At 54.8% G+C, this 24,841-nt stretch carries 36 protein-coding genes and 2 pseudogenes; 23 read left to right on the forward strand and 15 right to left on the reverse strand.

What is annotated here, in order from left to right; genetic code table 11:
- Positions 1-220: 220 nt before the first annotated feature.
- Entirely contained in the window at positions 221-508 is a 288-nt protein-coding gene (locus ACP97_RS18260; protein WP_049999281.1) for a GYD domain-containing protein, read from the forward strand.
- A gap of 50 nt (positions 509-558) precedes the next feature.
- Here ACP97_RS18260 and ACP97_RS18265 read toward each other — a convergent pair whose 3' ends face one another.
- Positions 559-912 carry a hypothetical protein gene (locus ACP97_RS18265; RefSeq protein ID WP_049999282.1) on the reverse strand — a complete coding sequence of 118 codons (354 nt, stop codon included), beginning with the start codon at positions 910-912 and terminating at the stop codon, positions 559-561.
- A 113-nt stretch (positions 913-1,025) separates the two neighbouring features.
- Between ACP97_RS18265 and ACP97_RS18270 the strand changes: the two genes are divergently transcribed.
- The 3 genes from ACP97_RS18270 (at position 1,026) to ACP97_RS18280 (ending at position 3,802) form a co-directional block, all read left to right on the forward strand.
- Positions 1,026-1,307 carry a DUF7553 family protein gene (locus ACP97_RS18270; RefSeq protein WP_049999283.1) on the forward strand — a complete coding sequence of 94 codons (282 nt, stop codon included), beginning with the start codon at positions 1,026-1,028 and terminating at the stop codon, positions 1,305-1,307.
- A gap of 81 nt (positions 1,308-1,388) precedes the next feature.
- Entirely contained in the window at positions 1,389-2,273 is an 885-nt protein-coding gene (locus tag ACP97_RS18275) for a GNAT family N-acetyltransferase (RefSeq protein ID WP_161782645.1), read from the forward strand.
- A 203-nt stretch (positions 2,274-2,476) separates the two neighbouring features.
- Positions 2,477-3,802 carry a DUF389 domain-containing protein gene (locus ACP97_RS18280; protein ID WP_079977718.1) on the forward strand — a complete coding sequence of 442 codons (1,326 nt, stop codon included), beginning with the start codon at positions 2,477-2,479 and terminating at the stop codon, positions 3,800-3,802.
- Between the two features lie 116 nt (positions 3,803-3,918).
- On the opposite strand, the gene ACP97_RS20120 is transcribed toward ACP97_RS18280, so the two are convergent.
- Positions 3,919-4,161: a PRC-barrel domain containing protein gene (locus tag ACP97_RS20120; protein WP_154020070.1), complete on the reverse strand. Its 243-nt coding sequence runs from the start codon at positions 4,159-4,161 to the stop codon at positions 3,919-3,921.
- Between the two features lie 167 nt (positions 4,162-4,328).
- On the opposite strand from ACP97_RS20120, the gene ACP97_RS18285 reads away from it, so the two are divergent.
- A complete protein-coding gene (locus ACP97_RS18285; protein ID WP_049999285.1) occupies positions 4,329-4,823 on the forward strand; it encodes a thiamine-binding protein in 495 nt (164 codons plus the stop codon).
- A 209-nt stretch (positions 4,824-5,032) separates the two neighbouring features.
- Here ACP97_RS18285 and ACP97_RS18290 read toward each other — a convergent pair whose 3' ends face one another.
- From ACP97_RS18290 to ACP97_RS18300, 3 genes are all read right to left on the reverse strand, one after another.
- Positions 5,033-5,509, reverse strand: a complete 477-nt coding sequence (locus ACP97_RS18290) for a DUF2267 domain-containing protein (RefSeq protein ID WP_202593661.1) — start codon at positions 5,507-5,509, stop codon at positions 5,033-5,035.
- A 178-nt stretch (positions 5,510-5,687) separates the two neighbouring features.
- Positions 5,688-5,963 carry a hypothetical protein gene (locus ACP97_RS18295; protein ID WP_049999287.1) on the reverse strand — a complete coding sequence of 92 codons (276 nt, stop codon included), beginning with the start codon at positions 5,961-5,963 and terminating at the stop codon, positions 5,688-5,690.
- A gap of 94 nt (positions 5,964-6,057) precedes the next feature.
- Positions 6,058-6,522 (reverse strand): CBS domain-containing protein, encoded by a 465-nt coding sequence (locus ACP97_RS18300; RefSeq protein WP_202593662.1) that lies wholly within the window; start codon positions 6,520-6,522, stop codon positions 6,058-6,060.
- A 316-nt stretch (positions 6,523-6,838) separates the two neighbouring features.
- On the opposite strand from ACP97_RS18300, the gene ACP97_RS18305 reads away from it, so the two are divergent.
- Positions 6,839-7,507: a helix-turn-helix domain-containing protein gene (locus ACP97_RS18305; protein WP_049999289.1), complete on the forward strand. Its 669-nt coding sequence runs from the start codon at positions 6,839-6,841 to the stop codon at positions 7,505-7,507.
- A 24-nt stretch (positions 7,508-7,531) separates the two neighbouring features.
- Here the strand turns inward: ACP97_RS18305 and ACP97_RS18310 are convergent, their stop codons facing one another.
- Both ACP97_RS18310 and ACP97_RS21330 read right to left on the reverse strand, forming a co-directional pair.
- A complete protein-coding gene (locus ACP97_RS18310) occupies positions 7,532-7,792 on the reverse strand; it encodes a hypothetical protein (protein WP_049999290.1) in 261 nt (86 codons plus the stop codon).
- A gap of 315 nt (positions 7,793-8,107) precedes the next feature.
- Positions 8,108-8,194, reverse strand: coding sequence for a helix-turn-helix domain-containing protein (locus ACP97_RS21330; protein WP_154020077.1), 87 nt, complete (start codon positions 8,192-8,194; stop codon positions 8,108-8,110).
- 351 nt (positions 8,195-8,545) lie between these two features.
- Between ACP97_RS21330 and ACP97_RS18320 the strand changes: the two genes are divergently transcribed.
- The 4 genes from ACP97_RS18320 to ACP97_RS21465 all read left to right on the forward strand — a co-directional run bounded on the left by ACP97_RS18320 (position 8,546) and on the right by ACP97_RS21465 (position 10,725).
- Positions 8,546-9,214 (forward strand): helix-turn-helix domain-containing protein, encoded by a 669-nt coding sequence (locus ACP97_RS18320; RefSeq protein ID WP_049999292.1) that lies wholly within the window; start codon positions 8,546-8,548, stop codon positions 9,212-9,214.
- 225 nt (positions 9,215-9,439) lie between these two features.
- Positions 9,440-9,610 carry a DUF7563 family protein gene (locus tag ACP97_RS21460; protein ID WP_449404926.1) on the forward strand — a complete coding sequence of 57 codons (171 nt, stop codon included), beginning with the start codon at positions 9,440-9,442 and terminating at the stop codon, positions 9,608-9,610.
- Positions 9,603-10,319, forward strand: coding sequence for a helix-turn-helix domain-containing protein (locus ACP97_RS18325; protein ID WP_049999293.1), 717 nt, complete (start codon positions 9,603-9,605; stop codon positions 10,317-10,319). Before ACP97_RS21460 ends, ACP97_RS18325 begins: the two co-directional genes overlap by 8 nt.
- Before the next feature lie 256 nt (positions 10,320-10,575).
- Positions 10,576-10,725, forward strand: a complete 150-nt coding sequence (locus ACP97_RS21465; RefSeq protein ID WP_449404927.1) for a DUF7129 domain-containing putative zinc-binding protein — start codon at positions 10,576-10,578, stop codon at positions 10,723-10,725.
- Between the two features lie 36 nt (positions 10,726-10,761).
- On the opposite strand, the gene ACP97_RS18330 is transcribed toward ACP97_RS21465, so the two are convergent.
- Entirely contained in the window at positions 10,762-10,950 is a 189-nt protein-coding gene (locus ACP97_RS18330) for a hypothetical protein (protein WP_154020071.1), read from the reverse strand.
- A gap of 1,265 nt (positions 10,951-12,215) precedes the next feature.
- Between ACP97_RS18330 and ACP97_RS20130 the strand changes: the two genes are divergently transcribed.
- The 3 genes from ACP97_RS20130 (at position 12,216) to ACP97_RS20140 (ending at position 13,351) form a co-directional block, all read left to right on the forward strand.
- The gene (locus tag ACP97_RS20130; RefSeq protein ID WP_154020072.1) at positions 12,216-12,392 is read left to right on the forward strand and encodes a hypothetical protein; all 177 of its coding nucleotides are present in this window, start codon (positions 12,216-12,218) and stop codon (positions 12,390-12,392) included.
- 189 nt (positions 12,393-12,581) lie between these two features.
- Entirely contained in the window at positions 12,582-12,746 is a 165-nt protein-coding gene (locus ACP97_RS20135; protein WP_154020073.1) for a hypothetical protein, read from the forward strand.
- A gap of 446 nt (positions 12,747-13,192) precedes the next feature.
- Complete coding sequence (locus tag ACP97_RS20140) at positions 13,193-13,351, forward strand: hypothetical protein (RefSeq protein WP_154020074.1); 159 nt, start codon at positions 13,193-13,195, stop codon at positions 13,349-13,351.
- A 186-nt stretch (positions 13,352-13,537) separates the two neighbouring features.
- Here the strand turns inward: ACP97_RS20140 and ACP97_RS18340 are convergent, their stop codons facing one another.
- A complete protein-coding gene (locus ACP97_RS18340) occupies positions 13,538-14,326 on the reverse strand; it encodes a sulfite exporter TauE/SafE family protein (RefSeq protein ID WP_049999295.1) in 789 nt (262 codons plus the stop codon).
- A 414-nt stretch (positions 14,327-14,740) separates the two neighbouring features.
- Between ACP97_RS18340 and ACP97_RS18345 the strand changes: the two genes are divergently transcribed.
- The 3 genes from ACP97_RS18345 (at position 14,741) to ACP97_RS18355 (ending at position 16,415) form a co-directional block, all read left to right on the forward strand.
- Positions 14,741-15,265: a helix-turn-helix domain-containing protein gene (locus ACP97_RS18345; RefSeq protein WP_154020075.1), complete on the forward strand. Its 525-nt coding sequence runs from the start codon at positions 14,741-14,743 to the stop codon at positions 15,263-15,265.
- Positions 15,266-15,449: 184 nt separating this feature from the next.
- Entirely contained in the window at positions 15,450-16,049 is a 600-nt protein-coding gene (locus ACP97_RS18350; RefSeq protein WP_049999297.1) for a carboxymuconolactone decarboxylase family protein, read from the forward strand.
- A gap of 3 nt (positions 16,050-16,052) precedes the next feature.
- Positions 16,053-16,415, forward strand: coding sequence for a DoxX family protein (locus ACP97_RS18355; protein WP_202593663.1), 363 nt, complete (start codon positions 16,053-16,055; stop codon positions 16,413-16,415).
- A 211-nt stretch (positions 16,416-16,626) separates the two neighbouring features.
- Here ACP97_RS18355 and ACP97_RS21335 read toward each other — a convergent pair.
- Both ACP97_RS21335 and ACP97_RS18365 read right to left on the reverse strand, forming a co-directional pair.
- Positions 16,627-17,545, reverse strand: a pseudogene (locus tag ACP97_RS21335) (glycosyltransferase).
- 123 nt (positions 17,546-17,668) lie between these two features.
- Positions 17,669-18,433: an SDR family NAD(P)-dependent oxidoreductase gene (locus ACP97_RS18365; protein WP_079977719.1), complete on the reverse strand. Its 765-nt coding sequence runs from the start codon at positions 18,431-18,433 to the stop codon at positions 17,669-17,671.
- A gap of 550 nt (positions 18,434-18,983) precedes the next feature.
- On the opposite strand from ACP97_RS18365, the gene ACP97_RS18370 reads away from it, so the two are divergent.
- The 3 genes from ACP97_RS18370 to ACP97_RS18380 all read left to right on the forward strand — a co-directional run bounded on the left by ACP97_RS18370 (position 18,984) and on the right by ACP97_RS18380 (position 20,121).
- Positions 18,984-19,211, forward strand: a complete 228-nt coding sequence (locus tag ACP97_RS18370; RefSeq protein WP_202593664.1) for a hypothetical protein — start codon at positions 18,984-18,986, stop codon at positions 19,209-19,211.
- Positions 19,212-19,545: 334 nt separating this feature from the next.
- Positions 19,546-19,806, forward strand: a complete 261-nt coding sequence (locus ACP97_RS18375; protein WP_049999298.1) for an AbrB/MazE/SpoVT family DNA-binding domain-containing protein — start codon at positions 19,546-19,548, stop codon at positions 19,804-19,806.
- Positions 19,807-20,121 (forward strand): hypothetical protein, encoded by a 315-nt coding sequence (locus ACP97_RS18380; RefSeq protein ID WP_237561243.1) that lies wholly within the window; start codon positions 19,807-19,809, stop codon positions 20,119-20,121. It abuts the gene before it with no gap.
- A 510-nt stretch (positions 20,122-20,631) separates the two neighbouring features.
- Here the strand turns inward: ACP97_RS18380 and ACP97_RS18385 are convergent.
- A complete protein-coding gene (locus ACP97_RS18385) occupies positions 20,632-21,171 on the reverse strand; it encodes a DUF2243 domain-containing protein (protein WP_049999299.1) in 540 nt (179 codons plus the stop codon).
- 108 nt (positions 21,172-21,279) lie between these two features.
- Here ACP97_RS18385 and ACP97_RS19460 point away from each other — a divergent pair, with 108 nt between their 5' ends.
- The gene (locus ACP97_RS19460; protein WP_079977720.1) at positions 21,280-22,368 is read left to right on the forward strand and encodes an iron transporter; all 1,089 of its coding nucleotides are present in this window, start codon (positions 21,280-21,282) and stop codon (positions 22,366-22,368) included.
- 148 nt (positions 22,369-22,516) lie between these two features.
- On the opposite strand, the gene ACP97_RS18390 is transcribed toward ACP97_RS19460, so the two are convergent.
- The 3 genes and pseudogenes from ACP97_RS18390 to ACP97_RS21155 all read right to left on the reverse strand — a co-directional run.
- Positions 22,517-23,017: a transposase gene (locus ACP97_RS18390; protein WP_079977721.1), complete on the reverse strand. Its 501-nt coding sequence runs from the start codon at positions 23,015-23,017 to the stop codon at positions 22,517-22,519.
- A 10-nt stretch (positions 23,018-23,027) separates the two neighbouring features.
- Positions 23,028-23,408: a transposase gene (locus tag ACP97_RS20955; protein ID WP_336884762.1), complete on the reverse strand. Its 381-nt coding sequence runs from the start codon at positions 23,406-23,408 to the stop codon at positions 23,028-23,030.
- A gap of 54 nt (positions 23,409-23,462) precedes the next feature.
- Positions 23,463-23,711 (reverse strand): annotated as a pseudogene (locus ACP97_RS21155) (hypothetical protein); the annotation flags it as partial.
- Between the two features lie 162 nt (positions 23,712-23,873).
- On the opposite strand from ACP97_RS21155, the gene ACP97_RS18400 reads away from it, so the two are divergent.
- The 3 genes from ACP97_RS18400 to ACP97_RS18410 all read left to right on the forward strand — a co-directional run bounded on the left by ACP97_RS18400 (position 23,874) and on the right by ACP97_RS18410 (position 24,758).
- Positions 23,874-24,155: a helix-turn-helix domain-containing protein gene (locus tag ACP97_RS18400; RefSeq protein ID WP_049999302.1), complete on the forward strand. Its 282-nt coding sequence runs from the start codon at positions 23,874-23,876 to the stop codon at positions 24,153-24,155.
- Positions 24,152-24,436: a type II toxin-antitoxin system HicB family antitoxin gene (locus ACP97_RS18405; RefSeq protein ID WP_049999303.1), complete on the forward strand. Its 285-nt coding sequence runs from the start codon at positions 24,152-24,154 to the stop codon at positions 24,434-24,436. The genes ACP97_RS18400 and ACP97_RS18405 overlap by 4 nt, the downstream gene beginning before the upstream one ends.
- A gap of 67 nt (positions 24,437-24,503) precedes the next feature.
- On the forward strand, positions 24,504-24,758 hold the full coding sequence (locus ACP97_RS18410) for a type II toxin-antitoxin system HicA family toxin (protein WP_049999304.1): 255 nt from the start codon (positions 24,504-24,506) through the stop codon (positions 24,756-24,758).
- Positions 24,759-24,841 lie beyond the last annotated feature (83 nt).

Consider the following 24,841-nt stretch of genomic DNA (forward strand, 5'->3'; position numbering starts at 1 on the left):
GTGATTCGCCAGGGCAAATTAGACGACCACATCGGGCGAGATCTCATCCTCGGATTCGTCGCTCTCTGAACCGCATCCAGCAAACTGAGAAATATTTGGAATGAATTTCCTACGAAATCAGATGACTGAACAGTTTGCCGAGGAGTGAGTATTGTCAACGAGTAATAGCAATGACCAGCTTAGGACGGAACTTTTCTGATTACAGCCCCAAATACTGTGTATGCCGACCTATATCGCCCAAATCAACGTGAATGAAGACGAATTTCAGAATTCCCAAGAACTGGTAGCGATTTGGGGCACGATTCGAGAAGACATCGAGCGTCTCGGTGGCGAAATCTTGCAAACATATGCGGTTCTCGGCGGCTATGATTTCCACCTCGCCTTTGAGGTTGAGAGTGGCGAGGTTGCCTTTCAAGTTTCACAGACTATCGAACGGCATGGTCTCGATACGGAAACGATGCGAACACTCCCAGTCGAACGCATCGGCGAACTCGTTGACGATATCTAAACTCATACGGGAAGAGCAGCGATAGCGGGTCTTTACGTGAGTGCCTATGGTTAGTCGGATTTGGAGAACTCCTGCACGATGGTATCGAGGCGTGTGTCTCCTTCAACGCACTGATCGTTGTACGTATTCATGAACTTGCGAGCGACGCCAAGCGCCGCCTCATGATCGGCGGCATTCGTGAGCAGCTCGATATCACCAGCGGTATCTTCCGGGTCGGAACGCAAATTGATGCGGTAGCTCTCCCCGCTTGTGCTCCCGGTCTGCTGATCGGATGGTATGAGTTGTATAGCGATGTTCGTCTCTGTGTGTTCATACTCTGTGACAGGCTGGGGGTTATATCGCGTCAGCTCGTCGTCTGGTTGATCGGCTTTTTGCCATCCGGTCGGCATCTCATTGTCTGACATACCTGCTCGTTCGGGTGCCAGGGTTTAACATTACTCGCTTGACTCTACCAGTCATCGAGAGTTACTATTCGGGGCCATCATAGCTATCCGGTTTCCACCCGTGTGAGAATTCAATGGTAATCGACGTAGATGCAGCGCGCGAGGAACTCCAGCGTGCTAGCGATGCGGCGGACGGCGAAGTACAGCGCCATATCAACTCCATCGACGAAGGACTGATGGAACTCGCCGAGGGTGACAAGATAACCGAGGCAGAGGCGGACCCTGACCGTGTGGCCGAACTCGAAGAGAAACTCGCTGGTCTCAGCGCGGAAACCGACGTTCAAGCAATCGTCTCTCACATTGAGAACGCGCTTGACCATCTCGATGCTGCTGCGGACGGGTTTGGGACATCATAGATCCACCTCAGACCGTTTTGTAAGTTGAAGGTGTAGAAAAATTCGCGGATTGTAATGGTTCTCTGCCTTTTACTGCAATCGATGACGAAAAGTCTGCTGGAACTACGTGAACCGGAAACCGCTGATGTCGAACGGATACGCGAGCTTATCGAGAGCACGCTGACCGCCTCGTACGCGCTCAGCCCTCAACAGATCGAAGCACTCCTCAAAGTCGATTTCGACGTGGAACGGCTTGCAGAAACATTCGAAGCATCGGATTCAGTCACACTTGTCGCGGAAAGCACCGTCAACGGGACAAAAACCACGGTTGGGGGCATCTTTGAGGGAGAATTCGACGTGGATGGAGGTAGCGGCGAAGTTCGATGGTTGTTCGTGGACCCGGAGCATCGTGGAGGGGGAATTGGTACCGAGCTATTCGAAACTGCAGTTGGGAGACTTCGCAAACAGGGTGCCGAACGCATCACAGCAACCACGCTTGAAGCCAACAGGGAGGGCCCCCAGTTTTTCGAGCAGTTCGGGTTCAAGTATACTGACGACCGACAAGTAGAGTTCGCGGGCGAACCGATCGTAGAGCATGTCTACGCTGAGCATCTGACGGAAACCGAAACAGCGAGCGAGTCCGATTCGGAGGGCAACTCTGATACCAACCTTCCGAATACGGAAACGACAAACGGTGTTACGACTGCAACAGCCGATGATAGCAAGCAGGCGTATATCAGCCTTATTGAGGAGGATTCAGGCACTGAAGGATCATTTTTCGTCGCCTACATTGACGAAGATCATACCGATCAGTTCGGCTACTACTGCGCTAACTGTGGGTCATTGGATACAGCGATGGACAATGTGGGTCGGATCGAAGTATCGACTGCAGCAATGTCCGTGCAGAGCGCTCGGATGAAGCCTACGACGATTCGTATCTATAGATTACAAATAGAGCGAGCAACCTGCCGAATACTATTGGTTTAGTGAAACCTTTATGCTACCCAGTGATTGGTAGCCTGCTGTTTAAAGCCGAATACTGAATCAAACGGCGATACTAATGACTTATCCAAGATGGCAGTACCAATAGCGCAATTATGCACGAAACCGAATTCCTCAGTGCTGCCACCGATACAGCCGATATTTCTGACCCGAAAGTCATCGATGACAACTCAGCCTACTGAGTTCACATGAACACTATCCGATTGCGCGTTGCAGAAGAAAACCGAGAAGCAGTCTTCGACGCGCTCAACGAGCGAGACATCGATTTCGTTACTGTTCCAACTGAAGACGACGAATCGATTGTCGAAGCTCCGGTCCCGACAGATGCTCTCGGTGAAGTGCTCGATGCGACCCGAGAAGCGGGTCTCGATGACGATTATATCGTCGTGCTCAACGCCATCAATACGGCGACCCCGCATATGGAGGAGCTACAGGATCGCTATGCAAACGACTACGACCCGCTCCGACTGCCCGAGTTACGGTCGAAAGCTCGTGATTTCGGTTCGGACCCCGGATCGTTTGGCGTGATGGTCTTTCTGAGCGCCGCGATTGCCGCAATCGGTTTGTTGGTTGATTCGCCAGCAATTGTAGTCGGGTCAATGGTAATCGCGCCGCTGGTCGGGCCGGTACTCACTGCTGCAGTAGGCGCGATTGCTGGCGACCGCGTGATGTTTGCCGACAGTATTCGCATGCAGGCCCTCGGGGTCGTTGCAGCCATCGTCGGTGCGTTCGTGACGGCTCTGGGTCTCCAAATCAGTGGATTGGTCCCCGCACCAGTTGCCATCAGTTCAATCGAGTTGATCGGTCTCCGCATGGCACCGACTCCTCTGTCGGTGCTTGTCGGGTTCGCTGCTGGCATCGCTGCTGCAGTAGGGCTGACCACGAAAGGAACGAAATCCCTCATCGGGGTATTGATTGCTGCCGCGCTTGTGCCTGCTGCCGCTGCTGCCGGTATTGGGGCTGCCTACGGTGCACCGCGCGTTGCGATAGGAAGTGCGGGCCTCCTGATCGGAACCATGGCAGCGGTTGATATCGGAATGTACGCGACCCTTCACGTACTGTATCGCTCGCGGGGCCTCAATGCAGCGCTGTTGACTGATCGTGATCTCTCGCGAGCGGCCGCAGTAACTGTCGCAATAATCGTTCTCGGGGCTGCTGTCGCCGGTTACACGGTTGTCGAACAGACGACGTTCCAACGGACTGTCGCTCAGGAGACCGCAGACACACTCAATGAACCAGCATATACGAATCTCAGTCTCGTCTCGCTTCGCTATCAGTACGGTGGACCGCTCTGGCTCCATGGATCGCCAAACGTCACGGTAACTGTTACACAACCGCCGAATGGTTCCTATCCTGAGTTGCCGGATCGACTAACCAACCGAATCGCGGACGCGACTAGCCGGAACGTAACCGTCCACGTTCAATTTCAGTCTACCGGGAAGCCAGAAGCAACTCCAGAATCTAACGTAACAGCACGCCTCAGACCGACATCTGAGGATTCCGTTCGCTCCTAAGCCAACATAGATAGTGTTCTCTACATGTCCTATAAGAGGAATACTTGATAATCAACCCCCTGGTCAAAGCTGCGGACTAAGTTGAGTGTCTGACTGCTTTCTATTGGAACAACACATTAGAGGTCGCCACGCAGTCGGACTACTTCTCCGGCTGTTGACTGCACCATTTCGTCATGAATAGGATACACATCCTCTCTGGAGTTACTGAAGCCGAGCGCAGATTTGACCTCTTCGCCAACGCTGGGATCTAAATCTACGTATCCAGTGCCATCTTCCACTTTTACAATCTTTCCAATGTGTTCGTACACATCATCATGAACTGGTTTTCCCTCGTCCTCTTGAGTAAAGTCCGTGCGCATCAATGCCGCTGAAGTGGTGTTTTCGGATAGTAGTTCGGCTTGCGTGATTCCGACAGCAACTTTCTATTGAATTCTCGTGGTATGTTGCGTAATAACTCGGCTCACATTGAGAGTGCTTATGAGTGCAAAGTCAACGATTAAGACTGTTGCGCCGTTAATGTTCAGTTATGTCAATCGTTGCAACCCTCAGTACCATGCCTGTCCAGGACGAGGGTTCAACTGAAGAGATCGCTACAGCCATCAGAACACTCGATAACTACGATGTAGAGTATGAAGTCAATCCATTAGGGACGATCATCGAAGCGACTGATATTAGCGAGTTTTTCGCTGCTGTGCAGGCCGCCCACCAAGCTATCGAAGCAGACAGAGTGACTACAAAAATCGAAATCGATCACGAACGAAATCGTGACCGAGATGCCGCCGAACGGGTTGCTACCGTCGAAGATGCTCTTGCCGATAATGCTGCAGATAGGGAAGAAATGGACAACACAACGGAACCTATTGAGGAACGGGACACTGTTGACATGAGCGGCCATGCGCCCGAAGACGTCGAAAGCGAAGCGAAAGAAGACGATATCAATATGAAAGGCGGTGACTACAAGACCGACGAAGTCGACGAAACAGAGAATGAGTCTCTCAGTGAGAAATACGATGATACCTGAACTCGGCTAGGTTAATTCATTGTGAATAGTACCATGTGAAACTTGGATCATCAGTCGATTCCAACCACACTGTACATGAGGAATTGCCTCTCTTCAGACAAGTCAGATTGAATGTAGTAGCTGCAGCAACATCCACGTAGAGCGGTCGGACGAAGCCTATGGATGCGTGACCTCGGACAGAACCGAGTTAGTATCGCCGCTTAGTAGCACTATTCTTGGCCAGGATGTTCTTCCGCATCCGCTAGCTCAAATAACTGGCCGTATTCATCGGGCAGTTGATTGCGAAGATCATCCAGCTGTCCCCCACTGACCGCGTCTTCAAGCACGTCAACCACAACTCGGGCATGAAACGTTGCCGCCGAGAGGTCATTGCCATCGTCGCTTTCTCCGAAGTTCTCGTCACGGTCGGCGACGCGCTCGATGAACTCGTCGAAGCTGAACGATTCAGTCGTCTTGGCGTGTTCTTCAAGGAAGCGCCCGAGTTCATCGGAGAGTTGGGCCGCAAGGTTCGTTGCTTCTCCTTCTTGAATCCGGTCGCCGAGCGTTTGAAGCGTCGCTCGGCTCGCACCGAGTGCCGCACCCCGTGAGGGCAATTCCGCACGGTTCTGTACTTTGCCAATGAAAGTATCGTGGTCCATGGCAAACCGTTGTGGCGAATGATGCATAAGCATACTGTCGATCGGCAATTTCATTCCAGCACAGTTCAAGTCATAAGCGCTCAGAGCAAGATCCGAGGCTACGCTCCAGTAATACTCTCTCCGTGTAGTGGTTCAGCTGAAGATCGAAAGCCCGATCACAGTGTCGTTCGCTCAGCTCGGTGTCAAAAGCCATGAAGAGGCTTAGTAGCGATGCTACTGGCGACGCTCACGATTCAGATTCAATCTTTTCAACGATCTCTGCCGCCTGCTCTTTGGCTTTGTCCTCACCGACGCTTTTCGCAAGCAGAACGGTCTCAACTAGCCAATCGTCGCTGTCTTCCAATTTCCCCGTGCGGACTTTAGATCCTTCTGAGACCGATTGGGCTGCGTTCTCTGCCCAGTCCGGCGTTCGAATCTCATCGAATTGATCTGGGTCTCTAAATTGGACGTGAATGTAGTCATCTTCTGTTTCAACAGCGTTGATCTCGGATGTTTCGGCCATGATTGAATTACCTACCATTCGGTTCGCTGTGTGGGTACCGCTGTCGTCGTATCGTGCCGGTTATCACTGGAAATCGATTCCGCTTCGGCTAATACTACGGTTCGTAGCCGGGTGATTGCTTTTCGATGACGGTGGCTGCGTCGCCCAATTGTTCGCCGGTCAGGGCAACCACATCATCGAGCGAAACGAGTCCGACCAGTGAGTCCGACTCATCGACAACGGGAACCCGTCGGACTCCCTCCTCAGCCATTGTTCTCGCTGCTTCAATGCTCTCATCGTCTTCAGAGAGCGTGTGCGTTCCCTCAGTCAGTACATCTTCAACAGTGACACCCGAGAGGTCGCCCTCGTGTTCTGCGACCGCCAGCGCGATTTCGCGGTCGGTGACGACTCCCTTAACTGTGCTGCTTTCCTCAACAACTAGCGCGCCGATGCCCTCGGTGTCCATGGTCTCGGCAGCGTCGATCACCGATTCGTCCGCAGTTGTCGTTACAGCGTCATGTGCGATTTGTCCAACGGTCATGGCTACAAGCGTATCTCTTATCCCCCTCTCGCTAAACATGCTGCCTGAACTCGCCAGCGTATTACGTCGGGACTCCGGTAAGCAAGCGTTCGTACAACGAAGAGAGACTGCACGATGTCTGGCGTTCGTCACCCGGTCTGTGAAGGAATTCTGTGGCGGTGCTGTCGCGGTCGGTGTCTCAAACCGCGCGTACTGGTCGGTAACAAGCCCTCTACAGTTGCTATAGGACCGGCATACGCCGGATCGTCCGTTGGGTCGCGGACTGATCGTTGCCCTGCACAGACAGCGCTATGGGATGGGTGGAAAAGGGAGACCCTCGGCGTTATCCGTTGGCATAATGAACGCCTGTATACTCATGGCATCCATCGTTCGGGGAACGATTCCGGCCGAGGAGTTCGCGCTGTACGATGCGTCGTCATCACTTGAGAACGTCGAATACGAGGTCGAACGAGTAGTCGAGAGCGCCGAAGGCGTGGTGATGCCGCTAGTGTGGATACGCGGATCTGACACTGAAGCTATCACGGACGCGTTCGCTACCGATTCGAGTGTGCGCGATCTCTCGTTACTCGCGGAGTTCGACGACGAATTACTCTACCGGATGGAGTGGACTGAAGACGTCGCAGTCGTGATTCAGATGCTGACGAACTCCGAGGCGACGATCATGGATGCGTACGGCAAGGACGGCTGGTGGACGCTGCGGGTACTGTATCCGATACGCGAGGCGGTCTCGAAGACCGTCGAATTCTGTCGGGAGGAGGGACTCACCTTCGACATCGAGATGATCCGCGAGATGGAAGGTGAACCGGCCGGCCGATACGGACTGACGGATAACCAATACGAGGCACTGCGGGTGGCGAGTGAGTTGGGATATTTCAAAGTCCCACGCGAAATCGATATGAACGAACTCGCTGAGGAACTCGATATCTCGCACCAAGCGCTCTCCGAGCGGCTACGGCGTGCATACGACACGCTGGTCGAAGACGCGGTTCTTGTCGGGTCTGACCGAGACGACAGCGAGAGGTGACAAGTCGTATCTTTCTCGTCGGTATCACTCGAATTCGAAAGTAAGACTTCCCTGAATCTCGGCGAGTTGGAGGTCGTCGTCGCTTCGACTCAACTGATGTGCAGTTTCGATCTTATTGTGCTCCGGGTAGACGGTGACACGAACCGAATCGTTCGGTGGGATGTACGCGAGTCTACCGAGTTCGATAGGGAATCCGAAGCGCTGCTGGAGCGCATCCCGCATGGCAGTAGTGCAGTCTTCGGTACCGGCTTTCGTATCGTGGATTGCAGCGGCCAGTTCACTCATGATTGTTCTCCGTTCGGGTGACCCTGTGAAGTGGGAAGAAGCTACCCTATGTCGTACGATTCCCCGCTACTGTGGAGGTTTCGGAGCAGCGGGAACTTGGTTCTGCATCTCTCTGGGCTGGCCCTTACTTACAGTGTCGGGTTCCATGCGGATAAACAGTAGTGCCTGCCAATGGCCGGGTATTCGATTGCGTCAATGAGCATTGAGACAGTCGCCCCACATCGTGGGCTGCCGACACGAGCTACTACGTTTCGGGTCGGCGGGCAGATTGGTGAAAACGCTTTGTTGGAAGCACTGAAGGCGGCGGAGGAACGCCTACCGGCTAATATCTATTTCTTCTCCGAATTCAGTCCCGGAGATTTCGTGGGGTTCCTCGAAGTAGCCGCGTTCAAGCACGAGCACGAGAGCTTCAACGAGGTGTTCGTCAGCGTAGGTTTGCTCACCTCAGTGATTTCAGCTACGATTACCGACGGGCAAGAACGACACGCAGGACGCACAGTACGGCCTCTATACATCGACAATTCTTGCTCGCCTCGATGAGTCGAATATATGGTATTCAATTTTAGCCCAACAATCGAAATTTGCGAACATACAGGGCTGCAACAAGATATTTTGAAACGTCGGAGGTTTCGACCTAATCCCGACACGGATTTCTGTGGGCTGAGATGGTTAAATACCCTAGAGATTTAACAGAGTAGTCCGAAACATGTGTGCGACAGGGTTGATCCACAAAACCACGATCAAGGTCAAACAATGACTCTCATTGCCAGTTTCAGTGTTGACACCGGCGACATAGAATTTGGGCAGGCGCTTGCGGGAACCGAAACCCGCATCGAACTCACCCAATTCGTGCCTGTTGGCGGTCAATTCATTCCCTACTTCTGGAAGGAACGCGGCGGTGATAGAGAGACATTTGAACAGAGTGTCCGCGAACATCCTGCCGTCGCTGATCTCGTATATCTCGATGGCCGGGTTGATGCTGCCCTCTATCGTATCGACTGGACCGATGATGTCGATGGCTTTCTCAACGCGCTCTGCGATTTGGACATCATCGTTGAGGAGGCGAGTACCAACCACGGAGAGAAGTGGTCCTTCCGTCTCCGCGCATTCGATCAAGCCGGATTCACGGCATTCCAGCACGCCTGTTCCGACCACGGCATCAATCTTGATATGCGGCGTATGATACACAATCCTGATGCTGGTGGCGGCAGACACGACCGTGCGCTCGTTGGTGTCACTGAAAAACAACGCGAAGCCATCGAACTCGCACTCGAACAGGGGTATTTCGAGGTTCCCCGACAAACCACGGCGACAGAACTCGCCGAGAAGATGGATATTAGCCGACAGGCGTTCTCACGACGGCTTCAGCGTGCTGAACAAACTGTTTTCACCAATCTTCTCACCGACTTCGGTGAGCAGTAATCGCCGCCAGTGAGCGGGATACTCGGACCTGATGCCCCTACTGGGTGCGACCGTGTGCGGACAGTAAGAGATCGAAGATTAACTCGTCTTACTCTTCTCCCGAACAGGCATAAATGGGGTACATTAGAACGGGATTATGCGATCCCCTCCTCCTTTCGTGGACATAAATACTGCACACGAGAAACGCGAGTTCTCATTCGATAGCCGATTTTGTACTGGAGTGCAATGTCCGAATGTGGGAACTGTGGGGGGTTCGTCACAGAACAGTACGTTCGAGTATTCGCGCCGACAGGGATGGGGAAAGTGCGCGTCTGCCCGAACTGTGAGGACAAACTTCGTGACGGGGCGAAGGTTCGCGAGGCTCAAGCATCCCGCCAGACCAGTACCAATGCCTGAATCCATTCAGCCGGTGAGCACGCCGACGCCACAGGCTCCTTCAGCGAGCACCAACGCAAGCACTGCGCGGTTCGTACTTCCAGCCAAGGGCTTCGCGCTTGCGGACCTGTTTGAGCGTGTTCCCGACGCTTGCGTGAAATGTGAAGCTACGGTCGCCAACCCCGATGATCACGCACTGTTAGTGGTGCAAACCGATGAGGACGAGCGTGAGGTCGACGCCGCGCTGCGGTCGGAGTCGGACATCGCGACGGTTGAGTATTTCGGCGGTTGTGTCGATAGCTGGCGGTATCGGGTAACGTGGACGGGACACCCGCGCCAGCTCATCCAGCAGCTCGTTGCCGCGGATGTTTCGATTGTGACTGTGCAGGGACGGGGTGGTGAGTGGAGACTCCACCTGCTGGCTCCCGACCGGGAGGGGATTGCCAGAGCACACGATGTTATGGAAAATTTCGACTGTGGGGCTGATTGCCGGAGCATCTCAACAGTCAATAGTGAGCGGTCGGACTGCTTGGAACTGACCACCGAGCAGCGTGAGGCACTTGTGGTAGCATTCAATCAGGGCTACTATAACGTCCCGCGAGATGCTACAGCAAACGATATCGCGGACGAGCTTGGCATTTCTCATCAAGCACTCTCCGAACGCTTCCGGCGTGCGTACCATCAACTAGTCAAAACCGAGTTCGCCCTCGACGAGGAAAAACACCCGTAAGGTACAGAATTGCAAGCATGTCCAGACCAAAACCCGAGAACGTAGACGAGACGATCGAAGAATGTCGTAACTGCGGTGATTCAATGCTGACAGCATATCTCGAAGGTGGACTGTGTTCTCAGTGCTGAGAGTAGGTGTGGATTTCTCGCTGATGTTTCTCGCCGGTGATCTCGCAGTAGTGTTCAACAAACCAGACTAATAGAGGGGTTGCATTCGCCGGGCAAAGTCAGAGTATTAGCAAGGTACACAGTCAAATATGGGTAGAAGAGGTCTCTATGAGTGTCTGAAGTGCGAGTACCGGGCTTATAGCACTAGAGACGAGGCTCGTATCGACAGTTGCCGGCAGTGCGGAGGCGGCATGGAAAATATAAGTGTCCCAGCAAAAAGCTGGCTATCGGGTGAGTAGTTCAGGATCATGGCCGACCCATTCAGTGGTCAGGCGTCATCCGAGGACCAGTTCAGTCTCAGTGTTGTAGAGTTCGTCTGCCCCCACTGCCAGAAGGCTCCTGATGCGATAGAGGAGACGGGCAGTACGATCACACTGCAACCGTGTGAACACGTCTTTCATCGCTCTGACCTCGCTACAGTTGTCGAGCACCTCTGCGCTCTCGATGAGCTGATTCAGCACCATGACGCAGCCACAACTCCCTTTGAACGCCACGGGATCCGAGAAGAGATACATACTCTCGGGGTGGAACTCGATACTGCTATCGAACAATGCACGGCACACATGGACGCTGCAGAGCCTGTGTAGGGAGTGTACAGAAACCCACAGATCTAAAAGCGTTGTTCAGACAGTCAGTGTTTCGCTGCCAATTCGCCGCCACATTCCGGACATGTCTCAGTCTCGTTTTGACTTTCGTACCCACAGTTCAGGCAGATGAATATCTCATCACTCTCATGTGGGGTGGGTTGATCTTCGTGGCGGGTCACACACTACTAGAGGTGCTCGAATTGATTAAGCATGCTGGCCGGCACGCGTTGCTGTTTGTCTGCTCGGGATCTCAACTGCGATAGGATTCGTCGTTAGTCAACTTCAGAGATTTCATTGCTGGTCATAGCAAGGTGGACGAATAAGTGGAGAGCAATCCATCATGTGTATACATGTCCGAATCAGAGATGATGCCGGAAGACTCGGGCGCACCATATCTCGCGTTTAGTGCTCTCGGTTCCGTCGCGCTCGCACTGTGTACGAGTACTATGTCCGAGACAACCAGCAGCGAGGGATGTTCATCGGCTTGTGGCCGCCGACAATGATCGGGTTCGCAATCTATCTCAAGCAGCAGGAATCGAGTTAACCGCGTCTAAGTAATAGCTGTCACCGAGCGGTTCAAGCGGGGATGGTGACCCGCCGAACCGCTGCCAGTAGTTGAATGGCTCCCGGTGGTGTAGCGAGGTGGTTCGTCTCTGGATCTATTCGACGCTTCGTGCCTGTCGGTGCCACCGACATCGATGTTATGAGCCGACAGGCCATCCCTCTGTTTGCTATACTACAACACGGGCGTTGAGGCTGCACATGTAAGCTGCTTATGTTAGGTGGGGGCTGGTGAATCGTGACTGCACGATTGACCTCTACCGTGACGAGCGTGGCATGGTTCTGAGCTATGGAGTCGGAATTCGACGGTTGTTTCGCGTGAAGGCATTTGATTGTGCGGCTCCTTGATTCGCGCACCTGAGAGGGAGAATCCCTACGAGTGACCGTTCTCTGCCGAATGAGGCCCTTCCCGACTGTCCTGACTGTGCATCCGAGAATGTCGTTCCGACGCACCATGCAGACCGAGTACCGCTGTCTCGACTGTAACGCTGAGTTCACCGGGACGGGTGGCGGGTGGGCGTTCGAGTAACGGCCATGAGATTTACCCGCACACGCGACGAACAGTAATGCCGGTGAAACCCATGAGTGATAGACCCGACGCAACCGGCGATAGCCCCGAGGCCTACATGGACGAACACGCCATTCCATGTCCAACCTGCGAGTCACTGAACACCGTCCAAATCGCCGCACGCGGACTCCAATACCAGTGTCGGGATTGTAACAACGAATTCGCAAAAGAGGATAGGCCATTGGAATAACCCCTCCCCGAGAATCATGAGTGACATCTCCAACACACCCGTAGACGAGAGAACAGTCACGTGTCCGACCTGCGGCTCGGAGAATCTCGTCCGAATTGGCCCACACGGACCTGTCTATCAGTGTCAAGACTGCACCGAGGAATTCAAACTGAATCGGTGGCCGGCAGACGCCGAGGCGGAGAAGTTCCGATGAGCGACCCGCCGAGCGACGTCGTGGATGAGGACAACGAAATGGTCTGTCCTTTCTGTGGGTCTATAGATACCGAAATCGGGGCAGGCGACGGCCTCGATTATCGGTGTCACGATTGTGACGCAACGTTCGACCCGAGCAGCGGCCCTGTCAACGTCGAGTGACTGTCCTCTACTCGACGCTCTCGATTACCGCCGGCGGTCCCCGCTGAGAGAGGGATTCCACTTGGACGCGATTTCCTCAATAATCACCACTGGAGATTCGGTGGATCAGACGGTCGTGTGCCGCCTCAAGTCAATAGATGTTGAGTAAAGCGGATCCAAGTAGATATGAGTGGGCCGGACGCAAAATAGAGTGTGAGCGCCACGAAAGCACCCGGCTCACCGGTTCCGTTCAAGGTAGCAGTATGTAATGATCTGTTAGAATGCTCAGGGTGCAACTACCACTAAAGGGCGACGATTGGCGAAGAGAATGACGGAATATAGAGTGGTGTCTGGCGTAATCGAGAGCCGGCCGGTGTACACTGAGCGAAAGCAGCGGAAGCCGCGGAGTGTCTGAGGAGCCAAAAAGCCGATAATGGTTGCCCCCTATCCATCTGATAGGCAAAAACATGAGTGATACTACCGTTGGCGAGGACCCATCCGACATGGTCTGTCCATCCTGTGACGCAGAGAACATCGAACAGATCCAGTCAACACAACCTGTCTACAGGTGCCGTGCATGCGGGGCGGAATTCCATCCGGATGGCGAACTGGTCGACGAGGAGTGAACGGCCACAGAGAGCAGCGCAGACCATAGTTGCTGTTGCTTTCTGTCGAGCGTGTCATAGCAGCAGCTATCGGCTAGATCGATTTGTCAGGCACAACCACTGTCGAAGTTCAGATTAATGATCTCGGGTTCGGATTTCTTTAGACCCGTGATATTCTTTCTTCGATTCTGCTCGATTGATTCGGGGTTAGAACATGCCTGCGATGAACCCAATCCCCATGCCGACGAGGATCACTGCCGTGATCGTCGGCAGATATTCGGTATAGCGTTCGAGTCGGTCTTCATAGCGCTCGTAACCGGCCACGAGTACGAGCGTGATCCCGACGAGTGAGATGATGACGGAGGTCGCGTAGAGGAGCATGAGTTCGAGGCAGTACGTCGACCCCGTACAAATCGCGATGATGTCGAATTCCTCGTTGTGAGCAAATCCGAGTGCGAATGCAAGCGCAGCCATTCCGTACAGCCCTCGATCCGTCTCCTCGGGAGGGCTGTGCGAGTGTGAATGGTCGGGATCACCTACGAACGGAAGCGCCTGACGGAGCCGAGCGAACTTGCCTGTGCTTTCGTCGGTGGTGTGTGCATGGCTGTGGTCGTGAGAACGGCCGTGATTGTGGTCGTCTTGGTACTGAATATCCTCGTCGGGATCGTGGTCGTGTTCCTCGGCGCTGTGTTCGTGGCCGTTGAAATACTGCCAGATTCCGAGCGCGATCAGCATCGTGCCTGCTATGTAGTGCATCCAGCTGATCTGCGTCAGATCGAAATACGAGAGCGCAAAGAAGTAGACAAGCACCATCGCGATGCTGCTGATCAGGTGACCGACACCGAGGATGAGACTCGATGCGGCACCGTAAAACCACTTGTTCGGCTTGTCGAGTGCGTAACTCGCGGCGATTGCCCAGCCGTGACCCGGTGCAAGTCCGTGAACGAGACCGAGAGCGCTTGCGCCGAGTGCAAGCCCTACTACCCCGTTTGCCATACAGATACTACCGACACATCAGAGGTCGGCTAGCTAGATTCGTCATGCACAGCCATCTGCAAAATTTAGACTATCGGTGTAGATTTCGAACCAAGTCGTGCATGAGCAATCTACCTACCTGACTTCAGAAGGAACGAGAAGTGCGGTGAATCAGAACAGCCCCTGTCACAGTCCCCTAGCACGGCAGTGATGAAATCGGATATCGATACCCAAATCCACGAGAATGTGGTCTGGGAGTAACACATGTTCAGTGACATCCAGAAGATCATGGTCGTGTCAAAGTAGAAGTGGCCGGGAATCGAAAGGAGAGGTAGATGCCCCACATCCGATTGAAGTTCAAACTCCCGGGGGGGCGTGTTCGAGTTTTCAACCGATCATCCTGACCAGGAGTTCCGGATACTCGCTGCCTTCCCCATGGATGATGAACTCTTCGTCGCGTTTGAGGCACCAACGGAGAATCAGCAGGCCGTCCTTCGCTATTTCGATGAAGCTCCGCTCACCTATGACGTGCTCCACACCGGCGAACAGTCCGTTCTGCTCCAGTATGAGATGCCGGTCATTCCACCACCAATTCACGCAGTCTTGGCCTCCGGAAACCTCGTGCAATTTCCGCTCACCCTCCGAGATGGATGGATAACGTTTGACCTGACGACCTCACACGAGCGGCTATCGAGGCTCAAAGCCGAGTTCGAGGACGCTGGCTTCACGTATGAGGTCGTCTCAGTCACACAATCGACCCAGCCGACCGATCTATTGACCGACCGCCAACGCCGATTCATGATCGAAGCCCTCCAGCGCGGCTACTACGACAGCCCACGCGAGTGTTCGCTCACCGATCTTGCGGCCGGACTTGATGTTGGCAAATCGACGGTGAGTAGGGTGCTCCACAACGCCGAAGAGAAGATCATCAAGAAGTTCTTCGCAGAGCCAATCGAGTAGATCGATGGTTGAACAGGGACCAACCACAGCTCACAACAGAGGACGCCAGGGTCTGGTTACGCTGTTCATTCCCCCGAAGCGACCGGCTCGGAACACGGTTCCCCGCTCGTAGCTTATGTAACTGGCTGGTGAATGGAACATGTTGCAGTGAACATCCATCACCCGTGCTCCCGTACGTGGATATATGGGTGCGAGACTAGAGCCGATAGAGAAGCCCGGTGGACTCAAAATGCGGGTAGTCTACTGGATGATGCGACGGAAGTTCGGCAAGGTAATGACCCCGTTGAAGGTCGTGACCGCGCGCATTCCGGGGTCTCTAGGACTTAACCGCAAGTTCCAGAAGTTCCATGCGAATGGGATTCAGCTTGAACCTGAACTCAAGCTCATGGTGGGGACGCTCACCTCGGAGATCAACGGATGCGGCTTTTGTGTGGATCTTGCGCAGTCGGAGGCAGTCCGCGAGAACCTCGGGATAGAGAAGATGAACGCGCTCGTAGAGTATCAGACGAGCCCGCTCTTTTCTGGTCGGGAGCGCGCGGCGCTAGCGTATGCGGAGGAAGTCACGCGCCACAAGAACGTCTCCGACGCCACGTTCGAAGAGCTCCGCAAGCATTTCACCGATCGGGAGATCGTCGAAATTACGTGGGTGAATGCATTCCAAAACTACACGAACCTCGTTAATATTCCGCTCGAAATCGAATCCGATGGTTTGTGCGCGATCGCTCAGTCGGAGACAGGGATGGACCATGATGAACGAACGCCCGTGCAAAACGTACAGGAATAAATCATGGCACTCACCATGTCCTCCGCCTACATCGGTGCCAGTATTCTGACTATCGTCGCTGTCGGTATCTCGGCGGCAGGCTTCTTTCGCCCACCTGAGGCCATCCTCGAATCCATGGCCAAGGTAGACGTGGAGGAATCGTGGCTGCCCATGCTGGGCATCCTGAAAGCGACGGGCGCACTCGGTCTACTGATCGGCATCGGCGTACCAATACCATCGGTTGGGACGGCCGCCGCAGTCGGCCTCGTTGTGTACTTTGTCGGTGCCGCCATCGTCCACTTGCGCGCTGGCGATTACTCAGTCAGTGGGCAGCACGTGTACCTTCTGCTGGCCGTGGCCACACTGATATTGGACGTGGTCTCGTGAACCGCCCCTAGAAGAGGTCGTCAATGACGTCTGAAGTCAGGCAGGTGGATTTCTCATGCACAGGCGTCTGTGAAGTTTGTATTATTGGCATGACTCAACACGTACTGCGCATGAGAGAAGTAGCTGCTCGACCTCAGTCAGGAGAGGAACGTCCCTGCCGGAGGGCTGACGGCACGCGGCGACGGGAAATGGGTTGCCCTCGTACGGGTCGCTACTCGACAACCGTCACGTCGAACTTCCCGCGCCAGCGGTATCGCCGACCGCTCCAGACGAACGTTCGGCGGGCAAGCGCGTACAAAATGAGGGGCACGAACACGAATACCGCCGGATAGGCCAGCATGGCCGTCCACCGGCGGACGCCTAGCACCTCGTTGACTGCGAGGTGCAGCACCGTCAGGACTGCCGCCGTATAGAGCGGGGTCAGGACCGCACCGGTAAGGACGAGTAACGAGACGAGACTTATCCCGGCGACGGTACCGGGGAAATGCCACCGGAGAATCTGCGTCCATCGGACTGGGCGCTCGATCGCCTCGCGGATGGTCCCCCCCCCCAATGGGGACGATGCGCGTCCGGCCGACTGTCGTTACTTGGAGGTACTCCATGAGGAGTCCGTCGTCGCTGATGGTCCGCCGAAGGTCATCGAGAAACGCGGCCTCGTCGATGTCGTCTCGCTCGAACATGACCGCACCGCCCCATATCTGATTACCGAGGTAGAGACCCAGCGAGCCAGCCGAGGCGTACAGCGGTTCGAGAACCACCGACAGGGAGTCCTGCCCGACGAAGTACGGCACCTCCGACACCGGCCCGTGATCCGCATAATCCGCGCTGAAGGTCGCCAGCCAGTCCGGGGGATGGTGGAAGTCGTCGTCCGTCCAGACGAGGCGGTCGTGGCGCGCGGCCTCCATCCCGGCGACGATGGCGTTGGCCTTCCCCGAACAACCCTCCGGCTCACCAGCGTCGACGATCCGAACACCTTCGGGGTGATCTTCCCACCCGGCGATGGGGTCGTCTTCACGGTCGTGGATGAGCAACAGCTCGTCGCTGTCCCCGAGTTGGGCGGCCAGCTCCGCGCATGCGTCTGTCCACCTCGTCGTCGGCAGGAGGACGCTCGTCGGCGGCCGGTCAGACATGGCAGTTACCCCTTCCGGGGGTGATGAGCGCACTCCCGGCGATCCATGGACGCTTATGATTAACGGGTTTAGGGTGTGTCTCTTGCGCGTCCACAGGAGTTCGGTACCAGATCGCTTGTGTCATTATTCTGAGTTTCTGATGACCCCTGCCGTCATTCTTCGCCAGAGGGACGGAAACCGTCGGGTAAGCGATAGACCGATTCTCGTTGTCCTATCGGGCGTGATCACCGGCTGGGTCGAATGGATCTTGGTGACCAGTTTGCGGCCGATCTCTTCGGCTTCGACCGTCATCCATTCTGGGTACTCGATATCGGCGGTCATCTGCGTGTTTGTGGATGGCGGAATCATCAACGTGCAGGAGACATCGGTATGTCGGAGTTCGAGCTGAAGTGAGCGGACGAATGCCTTGATTGCACCTTTGGTCGCGGAATACCCGGACAGACCAGGGTGCCCGGTGTCCGCTGTTCCAGAACCCATGTTGTGGATAATACCGGTCCCCTGCTCCAGCATGTGCGGGAGGACCGCCCGAATCAGTCGCTGATAGCCGAAGAAGTTGACCTCGAACTCACGACGCGTGTCAGCCGGTGAGCGCTCCTGAAATGAAGCGACTCGGGCGACCCCTGCATTGTTGACGAGGATATCGATTCGACCCCACTGGTCGATGATTTTGCTCACCGTCGTGTCCACGTCATCGGTGTCAGCGACATCGCACTTGTAGTATCGAACTTGGCTGGGATAATCGTCTCGAACGTCACGAACGTTGTCGCCAGTAATATCGAGTGCGGCAATCCGAAGATCTTCTTCGGTCAAGGCTGTCAACATGTGGTAACCGATTCCCTTGTTCGCGCCAGTAAGGACGATGACCTTCTCGTCGTTCGACGTAGTCATGCTCTTGGTAGTACCCGATCGGCGATGGGATAAAACGATCGCTGGTATCCACGTACTGGATACGTCTGCTGTCTGTAGCGGTTCACACAATTCTGAAATCAATCAGTATATCGACTGAAGCAACCTACAGGAGTCTCGTCTTCACGACGGCAGGAGCGATTGAAGAACGGAGACCAATGACGGATATCGAAACGGCAGGGATAAGTTTGACCATCTGTTGAATGTTCGACGTCCCCACGAGGATGATGTTCACGATCGGCAGCCCGCCGATGAGTGCCGAGAGGATTCGCTCGCCTGATCCCGGCGTTGGGACCGAAGCCCAATGTCTCTGCGATTGTCTTTACGAGATCCATCAGTTAACCCTCCTCGCTCGGGGACGATGAGCGCGCTGCCGGCGATCCATGGACGCTTATATGTACGACTTTTGCAGCGACACCCCATCGTTGGCGCATGCGCTACGTCACGGTCGTGGCCTATCCCGACGATGGGGGCTCAACCGGCTCGACCGGCGGGTCAACGAGCTCAGCCTGGAGTACCGGGCATCCACCGCATGGAACTCCTCGACAACGATACCGTCGCGATGTTCGCCAAGGGCCGCGGCAATGTCGAGGCGTTCTGTCAAGTGCTGTCGGAGTTGGAGGAAGTGTTAGAATTCTCGGTCACCGGCGACGATGCCGGATTCTTCTCCTACACGCGGTATGCGGCGGACGATCTGACACGGATGCTCATGCAGGATCGGCGCGAGTCGTCGTATCTGATCAGAGGTTGGCTAGTTTGATTCGTCATACACAGGCATCTGTGTAATTTAGAATCGGAGATGTTTTCAACCATATCTGTGCATGAGAAAACCATCCGCCAAACTTTAGCGACAGCGTGGCAAAATAACTCTTGAGTTACCAAAACGGATTTCAGGGAATCGTTATTATCACTCTGTCCATTGCTTAGCTGAAGTCAGGCAGATGGTTTCTTCATGCACGATGGGTGCTAGAATCAATTGACATCCTAAATTTCATACAGGGCTATACATGACGAATCGACCTAGCCGAGTTTAGACCCAATAGGCCGATTCCTACTCCCGTAAGATTAAGGTAATACAACGAGTATTACTGAGTATGGGCAAATCTACACGTGTCACGGAGAAGGGACAGACAACGATCCCAAAGAACCTTCGCGAAAAATACGACTTAGAGCCCGGTGACGAGGTCGTCTGGGCGGATACAGATGAGGGTATCGTCGTAAAAAAGCGTACTCGCACCAGTGGGCGTGGGATGCTCGTGCCCAACGATACCTCCGAGGGGAAGCGTGAGGAAATTGCCGAGGAGTTGGAGCACCGCGTCCGCAAGCGCCGAGATCACAACTACGAGGAAGCCTGAATGTCGACGTACACTGCCGACGCCGTCTCCCTCCTTGTCTACCTCGTTGATGCGCTCCCAGGAAAGGCTGACCAGATCTTCGCCGAAGCCGAAGCCGCGAAAACGGTCATCCAGGCACCGAGCACGGCGCTCGCTGAAGTGCTGTACTCGGTTTCCCGCGACAAGACATCCGAGGCATTACCCTTACAGGAACGCCAGAGGATGCTCGAGAGGCGCTGGTTGGAAACGGACCTATCGCTGTTGCACCAGTCAACGACGCGGAACTGGTTGAGTACGCGCAGGTGGTGGACGAGTTCAGCATCCACGACGCCCTGACCGTCAGTAGTCACCGATCACAGGACACGGACGCGATCATCACTACAGACGGTGTTATCCGCGGCGCTGGCTACGAGACCGTTTGGAACTGATATCAGCGACACAACGGATCGCAAACCGTTTTTCACCCCACTCATCGAAGATGGCCACGTGTACGTTCGGCTGCACTAGTAGGTCACGTCCGTTATTAGTCGTCGAACCCAGTTCCAGACCGCTCCATGCATTGAGAGTACTGGTTTCAACTTCTACGCGTCGATTATGTAATTGGGATTTGGAAGACAGCGACACTCAATCGCTCAAAGACATTCAGCTAATAAGTCCGTTTACGTATTCAATACACCGATCGCTGGCTATTACGCCTCCGTAAATGATCGCTCCAAGTCCGAGAACAATCACGATCAGTACTAGCCAATGTGGCACTGGTGTAGATTTTGCATAACAAGATAGGGGTACGATCGGACGCAAAACGCTCGTTACATGGGTCAGCAGGAAAGTGAACTCGATCATCACTCAGGCCTCACCCGGTTTTTCTTTCTGAGGTCTCGATGCGGTCCTGTATATATAATAACCAGCACCGATGAACAGAAGGCTGACCACTGTCCAGTGTATGTTATACTGTCCTCCGATTCCCAATGGTCGTCCTGCACCTGAGAAAGGCTGATGAATACCCAGAATGGCATGGTCAACGATTGCATCATACAAATCAAAACCCCCTAATCCGATGATTCCCGCGCCAGCTAAAGGACGTACAGCCAACTGATGTGTGTGACGGCGCTCGGACTGCCAGAGAAGCCCACCACCAATACACATAATAACCAGCATAGCAATAGAGAACACTCCATCGGCCACGATGTTCGTCTGTAGTCCCTCCAGTGTATACATTGGATAGATCCCGGAAAGTAGATGATGCCATTGGAAAACGAGATGAAGCACAAGCACATCGATCAACCCACTGAAACCGAATCCAAGTATACCCGCTGCAAGGAGTGCTCGCCGCGTCACCCCTCCAATTGATTGCTGTTGACTTACGGTGTTGCTTTCGCGTTTCATCCCACTCAAAGGTATTCCGTGACAGAATTAAACACCAAGTCTGCATGTACAAGCAATCGGATTAACTCATTGGCTACTAATCATACTAGTAATTCGGACGATCAGATCATGAAACGACGTACATTTCTGCACGCTGGATTAGGAACCCTCACAGCAGGAGCGGCCATTTCTGCTGGTTACATTGGTGCCTCAGGTACACCAGTCGCCTGTGAACCGCCTCTGCCGGAAAACCGTCCTGATACAGTGTATTACCCTTCACATATACAGGGGATGAAGTCAATTGGCGTAAGCCGCCCAGGAAAAAAAGGTGAAACAACTACTCGACCCAAATACAAATGCGCTCTTCTGTACAGTTCTCCTCATCGTTTTTGGACCGTAACAGGAAACGAGCGGGAAAAAGTGAGCGTTAAAAAGACCGACTCAATTCATCTGATGGTTGCTGTCTGGTATGTGCGAACAGGAACCCCTCTCTCAGACACTAACCCTACTGTACATATTAGCAGAGATGGCGAAGCCAAAGAGACGGTCACTCTCTGGCCAATGCTTTCGCAAAATATGGGTTTTCATGCAGGCGATAACATTCCACTTTCTGGGGAGGGCCAATACTCGATTACTGTAGATGTTACACCGCCACAAAAGAATGCAACCGCACCCCACAAACCCAATTTTGGTAACAAACGGCGTTTCGATTTCGAATTTGTATACAGAACACGAAAATTAAGCGAGATCGCCTCCACAGGCCCGAAATCAAAATCAATCCAACCAGGAGCAGCCAACCCAACGAAAATGAATCACGTGCCGATCACATATGCCCCGAAATGGCAGAACTTACCTGGTAAAGTTGTACATGACTTTACTACGGGAGATGCGGCATTCGTCGTTTCGCTTTTAGAAAACAAACAGGGCAAAGGTGAGAGTACATATCTCGCAGTATCGGCTCGAACACCCTACAATCGGTATGTACTACCTGGCATGTCCCTCACCGCTCAAGGCATACGGGACGGCAACGTATTATTCAACGAATCACTTTCGACGACGGTATCCCCAAATCTCAGTTACCACTACGGGAGGAATATAAAAGAAATTAAATCTGAGGACACGATAGAAATCACGATCGATGCTCCTCCCCAAATTGCTCGTCACGAAGGTTATGAAACAGCCTTCTTCAATATGCAGCCAGAGAGATTTGTTGTTTAAGGATGTCACTTAAGATTAGATAACTGGACAATCATTTCGTATTGGAAACAGATGCTATTGACTCATTTCAATTGGGCGTTCACGAAGAACGATCTCGCTAGGTACAGTCTCAGTAGTTCACACCTCAGGCGGTGGCGCAGAATGGTTCTCATAGGGTGATGGTTGGACTGGCGATATCGTTGTCTCGTTCGTGATTCGTGAGTGCAACAGCGAGCCGAAGACACAACGCCAAGAAGACGTGAGATTCGACTCTGACTCGGCCTCGGGACCCCACGGGTCCGAGGCCGAGGTCCTTGCAGACACCAATCGCTGTCTCGATCCGCGACCGCTTCCGGTAGGCCTCCTCTAATCGCTCCTCTGTAACTGCAATCGTATCCTCAACACGGTATTCGATATCGGGCGGATCAGTAGCGTTGGTTGTACGGGACAACCGGCACGACCCCTGCTCCAGCAGGCGGTCGTGCCAGTCGAGCATATCGAATTCCGCATCACCCAGCATCCAGATCGGTTTCTTGACGGCGAGCGCGTCACTGGTGACGCGCATGCCCGTCTCCTGATCGACCTTCTTCGCGGGTGTGAACGTGGCTGCGACTGGAATGTTATGGGCGGCGGTCACTAGACAGCAGCCGTATCCGTAGGAGCGTGTCATAGAATCCGTCTCATGCCGTGAGAATTTCGCGGCCCGGGTTGTCTCCTCGTTCGTCGTTGGTGATTATGACGACCACTCGGAGACACAACGCGAGGAATACCTGCGCCCGTGCATGGACGCGGCCTCGAGCACGAACAGGCCCGAGGCCGCAGTTCTTGACCGCATCATTCGTTCGTTCAACCTGTGTCCAGCGGTTGTACGTCTCGTCTAAGATCGAGCGCTTGAGTTGAACGTCCTCGCTGTGCTTTTCGATACGGTCTTCGACCCTGTACTCGATATCGATCGCCCGGACGCAGTCGGGGCACGGATAGCCACGCGACCCGATGGCCGTCGGGCCGGCGCACCCGCGAACGCCGTGAGCGCACCCGTGCTCACGGGCATGCCGGGCCACCTCCGCAACGAGAGCGGTCGACCGCTGCTCGCCGTCGAACAGAACGGCGAGACACGCGCGAATGGCGTGTTTGCAGACGAGTCGCTCGCCTCGAAACTCGTAGTCACGGCACTCGCACGCGCCGGACTCAAGCTCGACGCGGTAGGTCTCGCCGTCGTGGCTGACGTCGGCGATACCCGGCGCGGCGAACTGGACGTTCATGCGCTCGGTCGTCGCGCGCACGAACCGCCCGCTCTCGATTGTTCGTTGACCAATACCACTTTCTGCTGTCGTCGTTTGGGTCGACATGGCTGTTGCGTTCATGAGACAGCCGGCGTCGGATGTTACAAGCACCCGGCGCGTTCTCCGAAGAACACACCCGAGGACGCCGTCTGTTTCTGCCTATTGCTATACTCCCAAAGGAGATGAAGGTTCCCTTTGGGACCACCCCAATAGGCTTATCACCGCCGTCAGTGTAGGAGAGGCATGACTCGACCGGAGAGGAAGCGCAACCAGCAGGGGCGGTACGTCGAGACGGTGACGCCCGAGCGCGTGCTCGCCGTGCTCGCCGACGCCGACGACCCGTTCATGGCGACCGGGGACGTCGCCGACGCGCTCGATTGTAGCCCCGAGGCGGCGCGCCTGAAACTCACTGAGTTAGCCGACCGTGGCGATGTTGAGCGCCGTAATGTCCGCGGCGCAGTCGTTGTCTGGTGGCCCGCCAGTAGCGAGCCAGACGATGGACAGGACCAAGAGGTGACAGCATGAGCGCCGAGACTGACCGACGACCCAACGGTGACCGCCAGCGGATAACGCTCACCGAGGAGGAGGACGGACGATGGACCGCTCACGATGATAGCCGCGGGCTGACTGCTATCGGCGATACCCGTCATGACGCGCTCGACGCGCTCGATGAAGTTATCGACGCCGTCGAGGGTGATGGTGGCCGTCCGCCGACCGACGAGGAACTTCGAGAGGTCGGAATCGACCCAGAGGAGAACCGCCGTCGCGGTGAGGGCGAGGGCGAGCTCCCCGACGTGCTCAAATGAAGCGCACCCGCGCACGCACGCGCTCTCGCCAGAACTACTCCCCGGCGGAGAGTTGGTGAGAGTACGAATGGTTACACGGGATTTCAGCGGCTTCGAGGTCGCAAAAGTGCTTGCCAACAGCGGGAACTTCGACTGGGTACGGACGACCGGCGACCACGCGATTCTGAAATGGAGCGCGCCGGCGGACCACGATACGCCCGACCGAACGGTGAGCGTCCCGCTCCATGACCGAGTGCCGACGGGGACGCTCCGTTCTATCGGCGATGACGCTGGGATGAACGACTTCGATGAGTTCTGCCGGTGGATTGACCGCAACCGATAACCGACGACCACACGGCCGCCGAGCAGGCGGTCATCGACGAGATAGCCGACGAACGCGGCGAGGAGTGGACCGAGGAGAACGCG

The organism is Halococcus sediminicola (assembly GCF_000755245.1).
Lineage (GTDB): Archaea > Halobacteriota > Halobacteria > Halobacteriales > Halococcaceae > Halococcus > Halococcus sediminicola.

Excerpts from the sequence above, each read along its gene's own strand:
- ACP97_RS18275 (WP_161782645.1), top strand. The coding sequence starts at position 1,389 with ATGACGAAAAGTCTGCTGGAACTACGTGAACCGGAAACCGCTGATGTC.
- ACP97_RS18280 (WP_079977718.1), top strand. The coding sequence starts at position 2,477 with ATGAACACTATCCGATTGCGCGTTGCAGAAGAAAACCGAGAAGCAGTC.
- ACP97_RS18300 (WP_202593662.1), bottom strand. The coding sequence starts at position 6,522 with ATGTTTAGCGAGAGGGGGATAAGAGATACGCTTGTAGCCATGACCGTT.
- ACP97_RS18355 (WP_202593663.1), top strand. The coding sequence starts at position 16,053 with ATGGCACTCACCATGTCCTCCGCCTACATCGGTGCCAGTATTCTGACT.
- ACP97_RS19460 (WP_079977720.1), top strand. The coding sequence starts at position 21,280 with ATGAAACGACGTACATTTCTGCACGCTGGATTAGGAACCCTCACAGCA.
- ACP97_RS21460 (WP_449404926.1), top strand. The coding sequence starts at position 9,440 with ATGTCCGAATGTGGGAACTGTGGGGGGTTCGTCACAGAACAGTACGTT.
- ACP97_RS18375 (WP_049999298.1), top strand. The coding sequence starts at position 19,546 with ATGGGCAAATCTACACGTGTCACGGAGAAGGGACAGACAACGATCCCA.
- ACP97_RS18370 (WP_202593664.1), top strand. The coding sequence starts at position 18,984 with ATGGAACTCCTCGACAACGATACCGTCGCGATGTTCGCCAAGGGCCGC.
- ACP97_RS18365 (WP_079977719.1), bottom strand. The coding sequence starts at position 18,433 with ATGACTACGTCGAACGACGAGAAGGTCATCGTCCTTACTGGCGCGAAC.
- ACP97_RS18350 (WP_049999297.1), top strand. The coding sequence starts at position 15,450 with ATGGGTGCGAGACTAGAGCCGATAGAGAAGCCCGGTGGACTCAAAATG.
- ACP97_RS18380 (WP_237561243.1), top strand. The coding sequence starts at position 19,807 with ATGTCGACGTACACTGCCGACGCCGTCTCCCTCCTTGTCTACCTCGTT.
- ACP97_RS18400 (WP_049999302.1), top strand. The coding sequence starts at position 23,874 with ATGACTCGACCGGAGAGGAAGCGCAACCAGCAGGGGCGGTACGTCGAG.
- ACP97_RS18310 (WP_049999290.1), bottom strand. The coding sequence starts at position 7,792 with ATGAGTGAACTGGCCGCTGCAATCCACGATACGAAAGCCGGTACCGAA.
- ACP97_RS18305 (WP_049999289.1), top strand. The coding sequence starts at position 6,839 with ATGGCATCCATCGTTCGGGGAACGATTCCGGCCGAGGAGTTCGCGCTG.
- ACP97_RS20135 (WP_154020073.1), top strand. The coding sequence starts at position 12,582 with ATGAGCGACCCGCCGAGCGACGTCGTGGATGAGGACAACGAAATGGTC.
- ACP97_RS20140 (WP_154020074.1), top strand. The coding sequence starts at position 13,193 with ATGAGTGATACTACCGTTGGCGAGGACCCATCCGACATGGTCTGTCCA.
- ACP97_RS20130 (WP_154020072.1), top strand. The coding sequence starts at position 12,216 with ATGAGTGATAGACCCGACGCAACCGGCGATAGCCCCGAGGCCTACATG.
- ACP97_RS18405 (WP_049999303.1), top strand. The coding sequence starts at position 24,152 with ATGAGCGCCGAGACTGACCGACGACCCAACGGTGACCGCCAGCGGATA.
- ACP97_RS21465 (WP_449404927.1), top strand. The coding sequence starts at position 10,576 with ATGGGTAGAAGAGGTCTCTATGAGTGTCTGAAGTGCGAGTACCGGGCT.
- ACP97_RS18340 (WP_049999295.1), bottom strand. The coding sequence starts at position 14,326 with ATGGCAAACGGGGTAGTAGGGCTTGCACTCGGCGCAAGCGCTCTCGGT.
- ACP97_RS18295 (WP_049999287.1), bottom strand. The coding sequence starts at position 5,963 with ATGGCCGAAACATCCGAGATCAACGCTGTTGAAACAGAAGATGACTAC.
- ACP97_RS18330 (WP_154020071.1), bottom strand. The coding sequence starts at position 10,950 with ATGGTGCTGAATCAGCTCATCGAGAGCGCAGAGGTGCTCGACAACTGT.
- ACP97_RS18270 (WP_049999283.1), top strand. The coding sequence starts at position 1,026 with ATGGTAATCGACGTAGATGCAGCGCGCGAGGAACTCCAGCGTGCTAGC.
- ACP97_RS18390 (WP_079977721.1), bottom strand. The coding sequence starts at position 23,017 with ATGACACGCTCCTACGGATACGGCTGCTGTCTAGTGACCGCCGCCCAT.
- ACP97_RS18260 (WP_049999281.1), top strand. The coding sequence starts at position 221 with ATGCCGACCTATATCGCCCAAATCAACGTGAATGAAGACGAATTTCAG.
- ACP97_RS18345 (WP_154020075.1), top strand. The coding sequence starts at position 14,741 with ATGGATGATGAACTCTTCGTCGCGTTTGAGGCACCAACGGAGAATCAG.
- ACP97_RS18385 (WP_049999299.1), bottom strand. The coding sequence starts at position 21,171 with ATGAAACGCGAAAGCAACACCGTAAGTCAACAGCAATCAATTGGAGGG.
- ACP97_RS18410 (WP_049999304.1), top strand. The coding sequence starts at position 24,504 with ATGGTTACACGGGATTTCAGCGGCTTCGAGGTCGCAAAAGTGCTTGCC.
- ACP97_RS18265 (WP_049999282.1), bottom strand. The coding sequence starts at position 912 with ATGTCAGACAATGAGATGCCGACCGGATGGCAAAAAGCCGATCAACCA.
- ACP97_RS18285 (WP_049999285.1), top strand. The coding sequence starts at position 4,329 with ATGTCAATCGTTGCAACCCTCAGTACCATGCCTGTCCAGGACGAGGGT.
- ACP97_RS18320 (WP_049999292.1), top strand. The coding sequence starts at position 8,546 with ATGACTCTCATTGCCAGTTTCAGTGTTGACACCGGCGACATAGAATTT.
- ACP97_RS18325 (WP_049999293.1), top strand. The coding sequence starts at position 9,603 with ATGCCTGAATCCATTCAGCCGGTGAGCACGCCGACGCCACAGGCTCCT.
- ACP97_RS20120 (WP_154020070.1), bottom strand. The coding sequence starts at position 4,161 with ATGCGCACGGACTTTACTCAAGAGGACGAGGGAAAACCAGTTCATGAT.